This is a genomic window from Maricaulis parjimensis (genome assembly GCF_016817355.1).
GTDB lineage: Bacteria > Pseudomonadota > Alphaproteobacteria > Caulobacterales > Maricaulaceae > Maricaulis > Maricaulis parjimensis.
On record NZ_JADOTT010000008.1, the window covers coordinates 63,378 to 79,145 of the forward strand.

At 63.7% G+C, this 15,768-nt stretch carries 17 protein-coding genes; 9 read left to right on the top strand and 8 right to left on the bottom strand.

Annotated features, from left to right (window positions below; translation table 11 throughout):
- Positions 1-61 precede the first annotated feature (61 nt).
- The 3 genes from I0K07_RS13125 (at position 62) to pseC (ending at position 2,835) form a co-directional block, all read left to right on the top strand.
- A complete protein-coding gene (locus tag I0K07_RS13125) occupies positions 62-394 on the top strand; it encodes a flagellar protein FlaG (protein WP_203294147.1) in 333 nt (110 codons plus the stop codon).
- 299 nt (positions 395-693) lie between these two features.
- Positions 694-1,527 (top strand): flagellin, encoded by an 834-nt coding sequence (locus I0K07_RS13130; RefSeq protein ID WP_203294150.1) that lies wholly within the window; start codon positions 694-696, stop codon positions 1,525-1,527.
- 135 nt (positions 1,528-1,662) lie between these two features.
- Positions 1,663-2,835 carry a UDP-4-amino-4,6-dideoxy-N-acetyl-beta-L-altrosamine transaminase gene (gene pseC / locus I0K07_RS13135; protein WP_203294152.1) on the top strand — a complete coding sequence of 391 codons (1,173 nt, stop codon included), beginning with the start codon at positions 1,663-1,665 and terminating at the stop codon, positions 2,833-2,835.
- Here pseC and pseB read toward each other — a convergent pair.
- A complete protein-coding gene (gene pseB, locus I0K07_RS13140; RefSeq protein ID WP_203294154.1) occupies positions 2,832-3,905 on the bottom strand; it encodes a UDP-N-acetylglucosamine 4,6-dehydratase (inverting) in 1,074 nt (357 codons plus the stop codon). The two genes, pseC and pseB, sit on opposite strands and share 4 nt — an antisense overlap.
- A gap of 229 nt (positions 3,906-4,134) precedes the next feature.
- Here pseB and I0K07_RS13145 point away from each other — a divergent pair, with 229 nt between their 5' ends.
- Positions 4,135-6,888 (top strand): PQQ-like beta-propeller repeat protein, encoded by a 2,754-nt coding sequence (locus I0K07_RS13145; protein ID WP_203294155.1) that lies wholly within the window; start codon positions 4,135-4,137, stop codon positions 6,886-6,888.
- Here the strand turns inward: I0K07_RS13145 and I0K07_RS13150 are convergent.
- Entirely contained in the window at positions 6,885-7,538 is a 654-nt protein-coding gene (locus I0K07_RS13150; protein ID WP_203294158.1) for a class I SAM-dependent methyltransferase, read from the bottom strand. The two genes, I0K07_RS13145 and I0K07_RS13150, sit on opposite strands and share 4 nt — an antisense overlap.
- A 132-nt stretch (positions 7,539-7,670) precedes the next feature.
- Between I0K07_RS13150 and I0K07_RS13155 the strand changes: the two genes are divergently transcribed.
- Both I0K07_RS13155 and I0K07_RS13160 read left to right on the top strand, forming a co-directional pair.
- Positions 7,671-7,847: a type II toxin-antitoxin system HicA family toxin gene (locus tag I0K07_RS13155; protein WP_420828490.1), complete on the top strand. Its 177-nt coding sequence runs from the start codon at positions 7,671-7,673 to the stop codon at positions 7,845-7,847.
- Between the two features lie 77 nt (positions 7,848-7,924).
- The gene (locus I0K07_RS13160) at positions 7,925-8,326 is read left to right on the top strand and encodes a type II toxin-antitoxin system HicB family antitoxin (protein WP_203294162.1); all 402 of its coding nucleotides are present in this window, start codon (positions 7,925-7,927) and stop codon (positions 8,324-8,326) included.
- Between the two features lie 7 nt (positions 8,327-8,333).
- Here I0K07_RS13160 and I0K07_RS13165 read toward each other — a convergent pair whose 3' ends face one another.
- From I0K07_RS13165 to I0K07_RS13175, 3 genes are read right to left on the bottom strand one after another with little or no spacing between them, the layout of a single operon-like run.
- Positions 8,334-8,783, bottom strand: a complete 450-nt coding sequence (locus I0K07_RS13165) for a flagellar basal-body protein FlbY (RefSeq protein WP_203294164.1) — start codon at positions 8,781-8,783, stop codon at positions 8,334-8,336.
- Positions 8,784-8,785: 2 nt separating this feature from the next.
- The gene (locus tag I0K07_RS13170; RefSeq protein ID WP_203294166.1) at positions 8,786-9,112 is read right to left on the bottom strand and encodes a rod-binding protein; all 327 of its coding nucleotides are present in this window, start codon (positions 9,110-9,112) and stop codon (positions 8,786-8,788) included.
- Between the two features lie 2 nt (positions 9,113-9,114).
- Positions 9,115-10,236, bottom strand: coding sequence for a flagellar basal body P-ring protein FlgI (locus I0K07_RS13175; RefSeq protein WP_203294168.1), 1,122 nt, complete (start codon positions 10,234-10,236; stop codon positions 9,115-9,117).
- 247 nt (positions 10,237-10,483) lie between these two features.
- Here I0K07_RS13175 and I0K07_RS13180 point away from each other — a divergent pair, with 247 nt between their 5' ends.
- Positions 10,484-10,903 carry a flagellar assembly protein FliX gene (locus I0K07_RS13180; protein WP_203294170.1) on the top strand — a complete coding sequence of 140 codons (420 nt, stop codon included), beginning with the start codon at positions 10,484-10,486 and terminating at the stop codon, positions 10,901-10,903.
- A gap of 195 nt (positions 10,904-11,098) precedes the next feature.
- Entirely contained in the window at positions 11,099-11,527 is a 429-nt protein-coding gene (dksA, locus tag I0K07_RS13185; protein WP_203294172.1) for an RNA polymerase-binding protein DksA, read from the top strand.
- A gap of 57 nt (positions 11,528-11,584) precedes the next feature.
- Here the strand turns inward: dksA and I0K07_RS13190 are convergent, their stop codons facing one another.
- Positions 11,585-12,115 carry a hypothetical protein gene (locus I0K07_RS13190; protein ID WP_203294174.1) on the bottom strand — a complete coding sequence of 177 codons (531 nt, stop codon included), beginning with the start codon at positions 12,113-12,115 and terminating at the stop codon, positions 11,585-11,587.
- Between the two features lie 2 nt (positions 12,116-12,117).
- Positions 12,118-13,950, bottom strand: coding sequence for an aminopeptidase P family protein (locus tag I0K07_RS13195; RefSeq protein WP_203294176.1), 1,833 nt, complete (start codon positions 13,948-13,950; stop codon positions 12,118-12,120).
- Positions 13,951-14,106: 156 nt separating this feature from the next.
- On the opposite strand from I0K07_RS13195, the gene I0K07_RS13200 reads away from it, so the two are divergent.
- Positions 14,107-14,268, top strand: a complete 162-nt coding sequence (locus I0K07_RS13200; protein ID WP_203294178.1) for a hypothetical protein — start codon at positions 14,107-14,109, stop codon at positions 14,266-14,268.
- Here the strand turns inward: I0K07_RS13200 and I0K07_RS13205 are convergent.
- Positions 14,265-15,737 carry a LytTR family DNA-binding domain-containing protein gene (locus tag I0K07_RS13205; protein WP_203294180.1) on the bottom strand — a complete coding sequence of 491 codons (1,473 nt, stop codon included), beginning with the start codon at positions 15,735-15,737 and terminating at the stop codon, positions 14,265-14,267. The genes I0K07_RS13200 and I0K07_RS13205 overlap by 4 nt on opposite strands.
- Between the last annotated feature and the right edge of the window lie 31 nt (positions 15,738-15,768).

Here is a 15,768-nt window from a genome sequence, read left to right on the forward strand (position 1 = left end):
GACCGCCTGATCCGAAAACGAAATGGCAGAAACGGGGTTCCATACCAACAGACCTGTTCCGGTGACGTCGTACACCGAAAACAGAGATCTTCATGCCGACCGCCCGCGGGAGACTGCGGCGCGGGTTGATCCCGTTGAGCATACCGACAAGACGGCGACCGATACGCCGCAGCAGCGCGAAGAGCGCGCCGCCGAAATTGAACGGCTGGCCAATGACGCTCTGAGGAATTCCCGCCTGAAAATCCTCCAGGACGAAAACAATGGCGACTATATCTATATGATGGTCGACGAGGATACGGGCGAGCAGATCCGTCGATGGCCGCCGGAAAAGCATGGCGACCTGATGGAATATCTGCGCACCAAGACGGCCGGCCTGCTCGACGCCAAGGCCTGACGGCAAGACGCACTCACGCAACCCCAGAAAAACCCGCGGCCCTCCCGCGGGTTTTTTGTGTGTGCGGGGCGGATCAGAGCCGGGCCAAAACCGTCATTTCCACTCGGCAAAAAACGCCCACTTCCCGGCAGAAAACGGTCTGTTTACCGGGCCAATTGCGCACCGCTGAATTGGGCGCTCCTCCCAACGCATTGATAAATCGTAGAAATTCCGATTAACCAAACTTGGCACGCTCGTTGCGGATATGTCAGCGAACCCGCCGCTGAAGGAGCGGCAATGACTACGCGGGAGAATGTCGCATGACGATGAGCGTTCACACCAATACCGGCGCAATGATTGCGCTGCAGAACCTGAACAAGACCAATGAAGAGATGCAGGGCGTCCAGAACCGCATCAATACGGGTCTCAAGATCGCGGGTGCCAAGGACAATGCCGCCATTTACGCGGTGGCCCAGGGCATGCGCTCGGACATTGGCGCTCTGGAAGCTGTCCAGACCGGCCTGAACCGCGCCACCACGATTGGTGATGTCGCGCTGGCCGCCGGCGAAAGCATCTCGGACATGCTGATCCAGATGCGCGAGAAAGCCACGGCCGCCATGGACCCGTCGCTCGATACCTTCTCTCGCCAGGCTTATGACGCCGACTTCAAGGCCCTGCTGGACCAGGTTGCCGGCATCCTGCAGAATGCCGAGTTCGACGGTGCGAACATCCTGGACGGCTCCATTACGGGCGGTATCCAGTTCCTGGCCGATGCCGATGGCGTGCGCTCTGTCACGCTGAAGTCGCAGGACATGTCGATCGGTGGCGCCATCATTACCCTGGCCGCGACCGCTTCGCTGAGCACGGTCACGCTGGCCACGGCAGCTGTTGCCGCGGTGAAGACCAGCCTGGAGAACGTCAACCAGGCGCTGGCCAATCTTGGCTCCGACGTGAAGAAGCTGGAAGCCCATGACAGTTTCGTCGGCAAGCTGATGGACAGCCTGAACAAGGGTGTCGGTGACCTCGTCGATGCCGACCTGGCGGTTGAAAGTGCGATGCTGCAATCCTTGCAGGTGAAGCAGCAGCTGGGTGTCCAGGCGCTGTCGATCGCCAACTCGCAGCCGCAGACCATTCTGTCCCTGTTCCAGGGCTAAGGGTTTCGTTCCGGGTTTCTCCCGGACCCGGAACAAACGACCTCCACCACCACGGCGCGGCCCTCCGGATCATCCGGGGGGCCGTTTCCGTTGGTGCGACTCAATTCATGATTTCGGCGCTAGAGTGGGGTCACGATGACACAGAGATTTCTCCCCTATGGGCGGCAGGCCCTGGACGAGCAGGACATCGAGGCTGTGGCCGAAGTTCTGCGCGGCGATTGGCTGACAACCGGGCCCACCGTCGATGCTTTCGAGACGGCGTTCGCGGCGGCCTGCGGGGCAGGGCATGCCATTGCCTGTTCCAACGGTACGACAGCGCTCCACCTCGCCCTGGCGGCCCTGGATGTAGGCCCTGGCGATGTCTGCATCGTGCCGGCCGTGACCTTCATGGCGACGGCCAATGCAGCGCGCTATTGCGGTGCCGATGTGGTGTTTGCCGATGTTGATCCGGAGACGGGTCTGATGACGCCGGAAACCCTTGATGTGGCGCTGCAGGTCGCGCGCCTGCGCGGGCCGGTCAAGGCTGTCCTGCCTGTGCACCTGGCCGGACAGTGCGAGGATGTGGCGGCCATGGCCAGCCTGGCTCATGCCGCCGGAGCCGTCCTGGTGGAGGATGCCTGCCATGCCGTGGGGACACGCCATGAGGGCGAACCGGTTGGCGCCTGCCGGCACGCGGTTTCCGCCTGTTTCTCCTTTCACCCGGTCAAGACGATTGCGGCCGGCGAGGGCGGGGCGATCACGACGAATGATGCGGACATGGCCGAGCGCCTGCGCCGTCTGCGCAGCCATGGGATCGAACGTGATCCGGACCGGATGCAGCGTCAGGAAGGTGAGCCCTGGTGGCATGAAATGGTCGAACTGGGCTGGAATTACCGGCTAAGCGATATCCAGGCCGCGCTGGCCCTGTCACAGCTCAAGCGGCTGGATCATTTTGCGGCCCGCCGGCAGGAGCTGGCCGGGCTGTATGATACGGCCTTCGAGGCGATGGCGCCCCGGGTCCAGCCCTTGGCGCGGACGCCGGATTGTGAGCCCTGCCTGCACCTTTATCCGGTGCGGATCGATTTTGACGCAGCGGGCAAGGACCGGACCGAGGTGATGGAGGCCCTGCGTGCGCAGGGCATTGGCAGCCAGGTTCACTACATCCCTGTGCCGGATCAGCCCTATTATCTGGACCTCTATGGCCGTCAGGAGCTCCCGGGGGCGCAGCGCTATTACGCGCGTACCCTGTCCTTGCCGCTGTTCGTGGGCATGGAGGATGGCGATCCCCTGAGGGTAGCGGACGCTTTGAAGGCCGCTCTGGGCGGCTAGGCTGCGGCGGCTTCGCCGATCAGGGCGCGCAGGGCCTTGCCGTCGAGCTGTTCCGGATTGGTGTTGGAGGCGTACTGGAAACCGTCAGGCACCAGCTTGCCGCCGGTGGCCAGATAGCGCGCCATGATCTTGGCCGAGTGGGCCGGCAGGATGGCATAGCGGTCGGCCAGTTCCACCGTGGTGCGGCTGTCGTCCTCGGGGACCATGATTTCGTGCAGTTTCTCGCCCGGGCGGATGCCGACAATCTTGTGCGGCAGGTGCGGGGCCATGGTGCGGGCCAGTTCGGCCGTGGACATGGAGGGAATCTTCGGCACGAAGATCTCACCGCCGCGCGCCATGGCGAGGCTGGAGAGGACGAAATTGACGCCCTGGTCGAGCGTGATCCAGAAGCGTGTCATGCGCGGATCGGTGATCGGCAGCTCCTTGGCACCATCATCGATCAGCTTGCGGAAATAGGGGATGACCGAGCCGCGTGAGCCCACGACATTGCCATAGCGCACGACGGAGAAAACCGGCCCGCCTTCACCGCCCATATGCTGGGCCGCGGTGAATATTTTATCCGCCGCCAGTTTGGACGCGCCGTAGAGATTGATCGGGTTGGCGGCCTTGTCCGTGGACAGGGCGCAGACATGGCTGACCCCGCGCTTGATCGCCGCGCGGACCACATTCTCGGCACCCATGACATTGGTCTTGATGCATTCAAACGGGTTGTATTCGGCGATCGGAACATGCTTCAGCGCGGCCGCGTGGATCACCACATCGACATCGCGCATGGCCTGGTCGAGCCGGGCCTCGTCGCGCACATCGCCAATGAAATAGCGCAGGAAAGGATAATCGCTCGGCGAAAAATCCTGAGCCATTTCATACTGTTTCAGCTCATCACGCGAGAAGATGATGAGTTTCTTCGGCTTGAATTCCCGGCAAATCGTTTCGGTGAATTTGTGGCCGAAGGATCCGGTGCCGCCCGTCACGAGGATGGTCTTGCCGTCGAGCGGCATGCGCGGCTCGAGAAAATCACGGCTCGGGATCATGTCCTCGAAGGGGTTGTCGGGCGATGTCTTGTCGGACATGCGGGGGCCTCACGAATCGTCGTCTTTGTCCGACGCTGCGCTGCCGGGGTTAACGGCGCGTTAGGGGCAGGCCGGCCGGCCACTCTAGCAGAGTGTCGTGGCAAGCGCACTTCGCGCCGGTCCGGGGCCGCGAAAACGCCTTGTATGACCGGCTATTTACCGTCTTTCGCAACACTTTGTTTGCAGATCGGGTCCAGACTGGGCACCGAGTACGAAAAGGTGTCCGATCGTGACGATCATCGGTATCAATCAGGGACTGCTGACCAGCTGGTATGGCGCGCGCATCACAAGCGCGACCATTGGCTCGTCCTCCTTTGCGCAGGCGTCAGCCAGCTCGCGCAAGACCGAAGATGTCGCGGCTCCCTGGGAGATCGGCTCCAGCCAGCTCCAGACGCTGGAGGAAATGCGCCGCCGCGTTCTGGGCACTGGCGATTTCTTCCTCAATCCGGATCGCGAATTTTCCGACATCAATGCGCCGGCGGATCACAAGAAGCTCTTCTCCCTGCACCAGGGTCTCAAGCGCTTGGCCGCGCTGGCGGACGAGGCGCGGGAAAAGGGCACGAATGATGTCCGCCGCGACTTCCTGGAAAAGGCCTTCGTGAAGGGCCTCAGCCAGATGAGCGAATTCTTTGATGATCTGGACCTGGAAGAACTGACCCTGCTGAAGGGTGAGGAATTGAAGAAGATGGAGAGCGAGGTCGCGATCTCGCGCGGGCTCTCCCAATTCAAGACGGGTACGATCCATACGGGCGATTTCGATGCCGAGGTCGCCAGCCTGACCGGGGATGTCCAATTCACGATCTCGGTGAAGAAGAGCGGCGTGACCACGGACGTCCAGATCAATCTGGCGGATATGGGCGCGCAGACCCGCAATCTCGACAACATCACGGCCCACATCAATGCCGAGCTGGAAGCCAATGGCGTGATCACGCGCTTTGAGCGGACCAAGATCGGCGAAGAGAATGATGTCGGGGTCATTCCCGGCAATAATTTCGGCTTCCTGATCAAGGGTGTTTCCACCGAGCAGATCAGTTTCTCTGCGCCAGCGGCTGAACCGGCGGTCTATTTCACCGGCACGTCGGGCATCAATGAGACCGCAGGCGGCCAGATCGTGAAACTGACCGATCTGGCGAGCGGCGATCCGGTGACCGGCTATTCCACGCGCTTCTCGGCTGATGCCACGGAAAGCGAAGTGGCGGTGCCCGGTGGTGAAGAGGGCGAGACCCGGATCAAGCTGGAAGACAATCCGCTGGAGATCAGCGACACGGCCGCGGCAGCCGATGGCGGTATCTATGTGGTCGGCAAGACGACGGCGTCGACGGATGGTCAGGTGCTCAAGGGTGAGCAGGACCTCGTCCTGGCCAAGTATGACAGCACGGGCAAGCGCGTCTGGAGCCGGGTGCTCGGCGCGGCCGAAACGGCGGAAGGTTCCAGCGTTACGGTTGATGCCGATGGCAATGTCATCGTGGCCGGCAAGGTGTCGGGCGGGCTGGGCGACAGTACGGATGTCGGCGGCACGGACAGTTTCGCTACCAAGTATAATTCAGCCGGCGTCGAGCAATGGACCCAGCGTTTCGGCGGGACGGGCGACGATAATGCGACGTCTGTCGCCGTGGCCGATGACGGCACGGTCTATGTCGCAGGCAAGGCGGCCACGGCCTTTGGCGGCGAAGCCCATGCCGGTGGTCTGAGCGATGGCTATGTCCGCGCGATCGGGTCTGACGGTACGACATTGTGGACCCGCCGGGTCGGCGATACGGGCGATGAAACCATTTCCGCGATCGCGATTGCCGATGACGGCAATATCCTAGTGGCCTCGAATGAGGGCGGCAGTGCGGTCCTGCGCAAATTCGATGCGGCGGACAATACGTCGGCCGCGATCTGGGAACAGAATCTCGGCGATCTGGACGATGGCAGTATTGGCGGGATCGCGGTTGAAGGCACGGATATCTATCTGACCGGCGCGGCCGGCAGTGCCTTTGCGCCGAGCGCTCCGGTTGGCGCGCACAATGGCGGGATCCGTGATGCCTTCCTGGTGAAATTCACTGATGGTGCCTCGGCGAGCGTCGACTACACGACCTTTGTCGGCTCGACCAATGATGATGGCGCGGCCGCGATCGATATCCTCAATGGCAAGGTCTATATCGCTGGCAAGACGCTGGGCGACATCAATGGCGACACACTCAATGGCGAGCGCGATGCCTTCGCGGCGCAGATTGACGGTGCCACGGGTGCGCTGGACTGGAGCCACCAGATTTCCGGCCGCAATGGCCTGGCCGCGGCTTCGGGCATTGCCGTGGCAGCGTCGGATGATTCCGTGCTGGACGCGCTGGGCCTGCCGACGGGTACGGTGACCTATTCCGACAGCCGCGTGATCACGGACCGCAGCTCGGCCCGCGAGGATGATTATTTCTACGTCTCCGTGAATGGCGGACGCCGCAAGAAGATCACGCTGGACGCGGATGACACGATCCGTTCGCTGACCTTCAAGATCAATGCGGCCCTGGTGCTGGACGGGACGGCCGATGTGCGCCGATCCTCCGAGGGCGACATGCTGCGGATCAAGGCCGCGGAAGGCTCCACGATCGAGCTGTTTGCCGGTGGGGAAGGGCGCGACCTGCTCAAATCCATGGGCATGCAGGCGGGCGCCATCGTCAATACCGGCTCGCTGCTGGACAAGGACGAGAAAACCTCCGACGCCCCGCCGCTGCACGCGCTGGACCTGCCGCCGACCATGACGATCGGTTCGTTCGAGGATGCCGAGAAGGCCTATGAATTCATCGAGACGGCGATGTCCAAACTGCAGCGGGCCTATCGCGACATCACGATGGATCCGGCCCTGAAAGCCCTGTTGGAAGGTCCGCAGGCGGGCAAGCGGGGCGGCACGGTTCCGGCCCATGTCTCGGCCCAGCTGGCCAATTACCAGGCGGGCCTGTCCCGGCTGGCGGGCGGTTCCGGCGTCAATGCGACGGCCTTCTTCTAGTCAGGCTTGGTGAAGGTGAGGGCAAGCAGGCGGGGCGGTGTCGTTTCGCTGACCTCCACGCCGGCCTCGATCGCTTCATTGATCCCGCTCAGGGCCAGTCCGGCTGCTTCCCCGGCCCGGACATAATCCGACAAGGTGTGGTGATAGGCCTCCACCAGGCGGGTCTTTCCGTCCTGTTCGAAGCGGGCCTGGCTGCCCAGTGCCTGGCGGTCCGGGTGGAGCTCGCAGATGAAGAGCGTGCCGCCGGGGACCAGCACGCGGGCCGCTTGGGTGAAGACCGGCCCCATATCCTCGATATGCTCCAGGACGAGATTGCCGATGACGAGATCGGCACAGGCATCCTGTGCCGGCCAGGGCGTGGTGACATCATGCTCGGCAAAGCGGACATGATCGGCCTGAAGCCGGGCACGGGCCTTGTCCAGCATGGCGGATGAGAGATCCAGCGCCAGCACCGTGCCGGCGCGTTCGGCGAGATAGGCGGTGTTCTTGCCGGTCCCGGCGCCGAATTCGATCACCCGGGCGCCATCGAGCGGCAGGTCCATGCTCTGCACGATCAGCGCGTCGAGATCGCGCGTGCGGTTTTCATTGCTGTCATAGATCTCCGCCCAGTCCTGATAGGCCTTGCGGGCAGGTATAGGCTCGTCGCTCATCACGCACTCCCTGACCCTACGGTGTCCGGGTTCGTGCGCGGATGTAAAGGGTGGAAGGAAATAACCTCTATGGTTGTGTATATGCTCGTGGAGGGTGTATTCTGAGCACGGATCAGGATGGCCAGCATGACCATGAGCAGCCGGGAGATCATCCAGCGGCTCCGCAAAGAAGGCTGGGTCAAAGTCAATCAGAAGGGAACGCACACGCAATGGAAGCATCCGCTTCGTGCGGGGCGGGTGACTGTGCCCCACCCGAAGCGGGACCTGCCGGCCGGCACTTTGAAATCCATCTATCGCCAGGCTGGCTGAGAGCAGGCTTGAGTCCCGGGTGGTTGTCTTGCTATACACACGGGGTGTGTAGTTCGGCATTGGCGGGGAGTTCGGTCATGTATGTCGCCCTGGTCCACAAGGACGCGGACAGTGATTTCGGTGTGATGTTTCCCGATCTGCCCGGTTGCGTGTCAGCGGGGCGGACGGTGGAAGAGGCGCTGGACGAAGCTCGCCTGGCTCTGGCTCTTCACTTGGAAGGATTTCGGCAGGATGGGGAGGCACCGCCGCCCGTTCGGTCGATCGATGATTTGCTGCAGGATCCGGTGTTCCGGTCTGACCGGGCAGATGCTGTCTTGATGGCCTATGTCAGCCCGTCGATTGCGAGCGGAAAGATCACGCGGATCAATCTGTCGGTTGATACCGGGCAATTGGCCCTGATCGACCAGGCCGCTTCGGCCGCAGGGATGAACCGGTCGGCCTTCATGGTGTCGGCGTCATTGTCGGCGTTGGCGGGGTGAGCCGCGATCAGGCCGTGCGGTTGACGGCGACGGCGAAGCCTTGCGGGGTGGCCTGGCGGGCGGTGGCGCCGGGGCCGTAGCCAGCGCCGGCCGAGCGCTGGCGGGCGGCTTCATCGGCGATGGCTTTCACCACGCCTTCGGTGACGACTTTCAGCGCATTCACGACATGGCCGTTTTCCGACAGGGCGGTGTGGAAGGCCTGGGTGGCCTCGCGCAGCATGGCTTTCATCGGGGCCGGGGCCGTGGCGAAACGGGTCGGGTCCTGCTTGGTGCGGGCGACCTCGGCCCGGTAGACATTGGCCAGCTGGGTCTTCTCGTCCTGCAGGCCGAGCGCGTCCTGGGGACGCTTGGCCTTGAACAGGCGGGTCTCTTCCTGCAGCAGCTCGGTGAGGCGCTGGGTGAGTTTGAGCAGGGCCTGGACGCGTTCGGTCGGGTTGGCAGCGTGAAGTTCACTCATGATCAAATCTCTCCGTCTTCCTGGTAGCGCAGGATTTCGCCGGTCAGGCGATCGGCCAGGCCCAGACCGCCGGAGCGGGCCATGACCTTGGCATATTCTTCGTGAAGCAGGCCGCGGAAGGCGCGCTCGCCCGGTCCGCCGCCAAAGGGATTGTCCTCGCCCACGCCGGTGAACATCTGTTCCAGCATCTGCGAGAGGAAGAAGCTCTCGAATTCCTCGGCGACCTCGCGGGCTTCCGCCTCGCTGCGCACACCGCTGATGTCCGGCGCGCCCTGGGTGCGGCCGGCAGCGGTGGCATTCGCCATTTGGAGTTCGAGGAAGCCGTCCATGATTACAGGACCTCGATTTCGGCCTGCAGCGCGCCGGCTGCCTTGATGGCCTGGAGGATGGTGATCATGTCGCGCGGGGTGACGCCCATCGCGTTGAGGCCGTCGACCAGCTCACGCAGGGACACGCCGCCCTGGTCAAGTACGCCCAGCTGCATCGTGTCTTCCTCGGCCGTCACCTGGGTGCGCGGCAGGACTTCGGTCTGGCCGCCCTCGGTGAACGGGTTGGGCTGGCTGGCGATCGGGGTCTCGGTGACGGTGATGGTCAGATTGCCCTGGGCAATGGCGACGGTGGAGACGCGGACATTCTCGCCCATGACGATCGTGCCGGTATTCTCGTCGATGATGATGCGGGCCGGCTGGTCGGCCTCGACGCGCAGCTGCTCGACCTCGGAGATCAGGTCGATCATGTCGCCGCGGAAGCTGGCCGGACGCGTCAGGCGGACCGTGGACGGGTTCTCGGCACGGGCCGCGCCGGCACCGACATAGGCATTGATGGCGCTGGCCATACGGCGCGCCGTGGTGAAGTCCGGATTGCGCAGGGAGAGGGCCAGGCTGTCGCGATTGGCGATCTCGGCCCAGGGATCAATCCCGGTGCCGGCGAACGGGTTCTCGACAATGGCGCCGGAAGCGATGCGGCCGGAGGTCGGCACGCCGCGCGTGATGGAGGCGGCATCGCCCTGAGCCTGGAAACCGCCAACCGTCAGCGAGCCCTGGGCGACGGCCCAGGTCCGGCCATAGCTGTCGAGCAGGGGCGTGGCGATCAGCGTGCCGCCCTGCAGGGAACCGGCATCACCAATGGCGGAGATCGTCACGTCGATGCGCGTGCCCTGGCTGGAGAAGGCCGGCAGGGAGGCGGTGACCATCACAGCCGCGACATTGCGCGTGTTCAGGTTCGCATCGCGCGTATTGACGTTGAAGCGTTCCAGCATCGCGTTGAGCGACTGGTTGGTGAAGGCGGAGTTGCGCAGGCTGTCACCGGTGCCGTCCAGACCGACCACGAGGCCGTAGCCGACAATCTGGTTGTCACGGACATCCTCGATGTCGACCATGTCCTTGATCCGCGACGAGGCTTGGGCCGGCACGGCCAGGATCAGGGCGGACAGAAGGGCGGTGATGATGCGCATTTTGCGGTCTCCGGGGTCGTTTCGCTCACGTCCTTGCGAAGACCATGCCAGAATGCCGCTTGTGGTTAATAAAATAAGACACTTAAAAACAATGACTTGGGCTTCGTATCGCGAAATTCGGGGCGGAAAACATGACCGGGTGGGCTGTGCGGGCGGCAGATTTTGCCGGTCAAAAGGACTAAGTTAAGTCTCTATTAAGCGGCCCAGCGCATGCATTAATCTACGCACGAAGGCATGGAATAGCGTCATGAAGATCCAAGGACCCGGCTCGACCTCTTCGGTATCCGCCAGCAAGCGCAAGACGACGTCCGGCGCCAGCCAGGGCGGATTCCAGGTGGAGACCGGTGCGCAGACGACGGCGTCAGCCCCGATGGGCGGTGCCTCTGCGGCCAGTTCGGTCCAGTCGGTCGATGCCATTCTCGCCCTGCAGGGCGTGGAAGACTTCACCCAGGCCAAGAAGAAGGCGACCGAGCGGGCCATGGACCTGCTGGACGTGCTCGACGAGCTGAAGATCGGCCTTCTGGAAGGCGGTCTGCCGCGCGCCAAACTGGTCGCCCTGATGGACCTGCTCCAGACCCGGCGGGACCAGACGCATGATGCCAAGCTGGAGGCCGCACTCGACGAGGTCGAGACTCGCGCCGCCGTCGAACTGGCGAAATTCAGCTAAACTTTCCCCAGGCTGCTGTTATTCACGGTTTTGATCACCGTGGAATGACACAATTTCTTCAACCTATTCGGTTATTTGCCTGGCTTGTCGCGGCAAGCAACAGCGCTTGCGCGTTGACTCCGAAGGGTCCGTGCATATTCTCCGGCCCGCTTTCTGGGGGAGAGCGCGAGCCTGCGTAGAGTTGAGTGGAAAGCGATGAGCGAAGCTGAACGCATTGAACTTCCGAAAGACTACGTCCCCTCCGAGGACGAGGACTTCATGAATGACCGGCAGAAGGAATACTTCCGCCGCAAGCTCATGGCTTGGAAGGATGAAATCCTCCGTGAAAGCCGCTCGACGATTTCCAATCTCCAGGAAGACATGGGCGCTCTGCCGGATCTGGCGGATCGCGCCTCGACGGAAACCGACCGTTCCCTGGAGCTTCGCGCCCGTGACCGCCAGCGCAAGCTGATCTCCAAGATCGAGAGCGCGCTGCGCCGGATCGAGGAAGACGAGTACGGCTATTGCGAGGAAACGGGTGAGCCGATCGCCCTGGCCCGCCTGGACGCCCGCCCGGTCGCCACGCTGAGCCTCGAGGCGCAGGAGCGCCACGAGCGCAAGGAACGCGTTCACCGCGACGATTAGGCGGTGAAGCGCTCCGCGCTTCCTGTTTTGGTTTAAGCAGCCACTTCAAGAGTGCGATCAGTCCACCCGCCGGTACACACCGTCGATGGGCACATTGCCGTCATGCTCTGCGATATAGCTCAGCAGGGTGCCTTCCAGGCGGTTCCAGTCGCTGACTTCGCAGGCGCCGGGTTCTTCTTCGTGCTGGACGAGTTCATAGGTCGTGCGGGCGGCCTCTGACAGGTCGGCGCATTGGGGCTGGTGGTAGGTGGCGACGCGGCCGCCCTCATAGACATAGAGCAGGCCGTAGAGGAATTGGCCCTCACTCTCGCGCTGGGCGGCATAAATGCCCGGGGCGAGTTCGCGCAGGCGTGTGCGCTGGTGCGGGAAGTTTTCGTCATCCGAGACATAGCGCGCACCGCGGCGCTCGATCTGGCCGGACCAGGCCGGGCGGTCGAAGGGGCGGCCGTCGGGATGATAGGGGGTGTGGCTGTAAAAGCCGTCTTCCAGCGGGAACTGGGCCGAGAACCGGCCGATCAGGGCATCCTCGGAATAAAAGCAGCCGCCCAGAAGGGCGGCTGCAATCAGGACAAAAGCCGGCCGGATCACGATCAGGCGCCGGCCAGGGGTTCGGTGGCAGCGACCAGCCAGTCCGCCACGTCACCATCGACGAGCGGCAGGACGCGCTCGCGGACGAGGGCGTGATAGCTGTCCAGCCAGCTGATCTCTTCGGCGGTGAGCAGCGCTGTATCGATCAGGCCCTTGTGGATCGGAGCGACGGTGAGCGTCTCGAAGCCGAGCATGGGGCGTTCGCCGCCGGGAATTTCTTCCGCCGCGGTGACGACCTGCAGGTTCTCGATACGGATGCCATAGCCGTCCGCCTTGTAGAAACCCGGCTCGTTGGAAACGATCATGCCCGGTTCCAGCGCGACCGCATTGGGGGCCTTGGAGATGCGCTGCGGGCCTTCATGAACGCCCAGGAAGCTGCCGACACCATGGCCTGTGCCATGATCATAGTCGAAACCGGCCTGCCACAGGCTGTAGCGGGCCAGGATGTCCAGCTGGGTGCCGGTCGTTCCCTTGGGATAGCGGACCATGGACAGGGCGATATGGCCCTTCAGCACGCGCGTGAACTGGGTGCGCATCTCGTCCGTGGGCTCACCGATCGGCACGGTACGGGTGATGTCCGTCGTGCCGTCCGGATACTGGCCGCCACTGTCGACCAGATAGAGCGAGCCCTTGGCGAGTTTGAGATTGGTCTCTTCGGAGACGCGGTAGTGGGCGAAGGCCCCATTACCCTGGGCCCCGGAAATTGTGTCGAAGGACAGATCGCGCAGTTCGGGCAATTGCTTGCGCAGGCTTTCCAGCTTCTGGGCGGCCTGGATCTCGTCGACCTGGCCGGACTGGGCCTCGGTGTCGAGCCAGTGCAGGAATTTCACGATGGCGCCGCCATCGCGGATATGGGCCTGGCGGGAGCCTTCCACCTCGGCGGCATTCTTGGCCGCCTTGGGACGCATGACCGGATCTTCCAGCTGTTGCACGCTGGCGCCGCCGGTCTCGAGGGTTTCCAGAACCCAGGCCGAAGCCGTGGTGGGGTCGACGCGGACCGTCTTGCCCTGGCAGGCGGCGAGGGCGTCACCGAACTCGCTCTCCGGGCGCAGGGCAATCTCATTGCCCAGATGGGAGCGGGTCTCGTCGGAAATCTTGTCCGGATCGACGAAGAAGGTTGCCGTGCCGTCGGCATCAATCATGGCGGCGGAGAGGGGCAGGGGCGAACGGGAGACGTCACTGCCGCGGACATTGAACAACCAGGCGATCGAGGGCGGCGCCGTGATCACGGCGGCGTCGGCGCCACCGCGGCGGATGGCAATGCCGATGCGCGAACGCTTGGAGGCATGATCCTCGCCGGCAAACTCGATCGGGTGCGGGATGACCGGCGTTTTCGGCGGTTCCGGACGGTCGGTCCAGGCGGCGTCGACCGGATTGGTCTTGACGGAGACCAGGGTCACGCCAGCGCGCTGGGCGGCCGTGCGCAGGAGGTTGAGGGCGGCCGGGGAGTGGAGACGGGCGTCATAGCCGATCTTTTCGCCCTTGCGGCCATGATCCTCGATCCAGCCGTAGAGGCCTTGTTCCACAAGATCGCAATACTCGAAGATCGAGCCGTCGACCTGATCCTTGACCTGCAGCGTGTAGCGGCCGTCGACGAAGACGGCCGCGCGGTCCTTCATGACCAGCGCAGCCCCGGCAGAACCGGAGAAACCGGTCACCCAGAGCAGGCGTTCATTGCAGTCGGGCAGGTACTCATTGTCGTACTCGTCCTCGTGCGGGATCAGGAAACCGTCCAAGCCGAGCTCATCCAGCGCGGCGCGGAGCTTGGGGACGTTCTCGCGACCATAGTGCGGGCCACCTTTGACGTCGAAAGTCTGGGATATCATCTGGGTCATGGCGCGGAAGGTAGGCCTGTCTCCGGGCCGGTTCAATCTTTGTCCGTAGCCCTGAGCGCAGTGCCATGCGTTATTGCAAGTGCGAGATGCGAGAGTGAAAATTGTGCGCTGCACAAAGTCATGGCAAATCGGGGGTTAAGAGCAAGGAGACCCCCCATGTTGTTCGGCATTGATGACTGGCGCTACATGAACGCCAATTCCATGATCAACCGCGCGATGGAGCGCTCCCGTGAACGCGCCGGCGTGAAATCCCAGCCGCGCAATACGGATGTCGACGCCTATCTCGCCAATAACGGTCTGGCGGCCAAGCGCCGCTAGCGCACCAGCCGGGCCTTGAGCTCGGCGACCTGGCTGCGGCTGACCGGAAGGCTTTCGCCCGATTTCAGCTGCAGCCGGTAACGGCTGCCCTCCGACGCCGTTATCGACGCCGCCTCGTCCAGATTGACGGCATGGCTGCGATGCTGCCGGAAGAAGCGGTCTGCAGGCAGGGCATCAAGCACCTGAGCCAGATTGCGATTGTCCAGGTGCTGGCCACCGCCGCGTGTATGGACTTCGGTGTAATTGCCGGCTGCTTTCAGGAAACTGATCTCCGCGACATCCAGGTAGAGGGTGCGGCCCGTCATGTGCAAGGCCAGGCGGTCCGGCGGGGCGTCGGGACTGGGCAGAAGAAATCCGGGTTGGCGAATGGCTGGCCAGGCCAGCAGGGCCAGGGTGAAGGCGTAGACGCCCCGATCAATGATATCGCTCGGCCAGCGCAGCGCGTAGGCGGCAATCACCGCCAGGCCGATGGCGAGGACCCGTCCGGACGCATCGCCGCGCCAGGCCAGCCAGGCCGTGGCAGACGTTGCCGCGGTAGCAGTGGCGATGGCCGATTTCCCATCATAGCCGGTCATGCCGAGCGCGGCGGCCAGCATGGCGGCTGCCGTCAGGCCGAGCCAGACCTGGCCGGTGCGGGGCCCGGCCGGCCAGCGTTGTTGCAGGAAGCGCAACAGGGTGAGGCCGAACAGGATCAGGCCAAGCAGGCTGATGGCCTGGCGGGGCTGGTGCCAGTCATAGGGATAATTGATCAGCGAGCGGGACACTTCGGCCAGGCCGGCCAGGACCAGTCCGCCCATGGCCGCGATCAGCCACAGTCCGCGCCGGTCGCCGGTCTGCCGGGTGCGCAGGATCAGGGCGATGATGAGCGCCAGCAGTGCGCTGCCGGTCACCACGAGCGGCAGGTAGTAGCGCACGGGACGCCGGGCATCATCCATGTAGGGAACAACAAAGACCGCCTGGACGAGCGTGTGCGGCTGATAGCCGGCATGATGGCTGGACAGGCGCAGGGCGATCCAGTTGCCCTCATCCCGGATCAGGCGGGCGGGCAGGGCCGTGACATGCTCGATCGGTCCGGCGCGTTCGCGGGCGGCATCCGGACCCGGCTCACCCTTGGCGCCGATGATCTCGCCATTGAAGACGATCTCGGCGGAGAAGGGGCCGGACAGCAGGAGGGCCGGCGGTGCGCCGTCCCGTTCCAGCGGGACATCCTCCCAGATCAGCCAGGCTTCCTCATCGGGCCGGTCCAGCGTGTAGAAGGGCAGGCGCTCGCCGGTCTCCGGGGCGGCCTGCCAGCGTGCCAATCCGTCAGACCCGTCGACATGGCGCAGGGGCGGCGGTGCGGTGAGGTCGATCTGCGGCTCCGGAATGAAGAGCAGGGCGGCCAGGACGAAGGCACACAGCGCCAGCGCTTCCAGCCCGGTACGGGCTGGCTGCAGGGCTTTGAGCCATTCATCCGGGATATGAGCCATTCAGCCGATTTCACTTCTGGAACAAGGCATT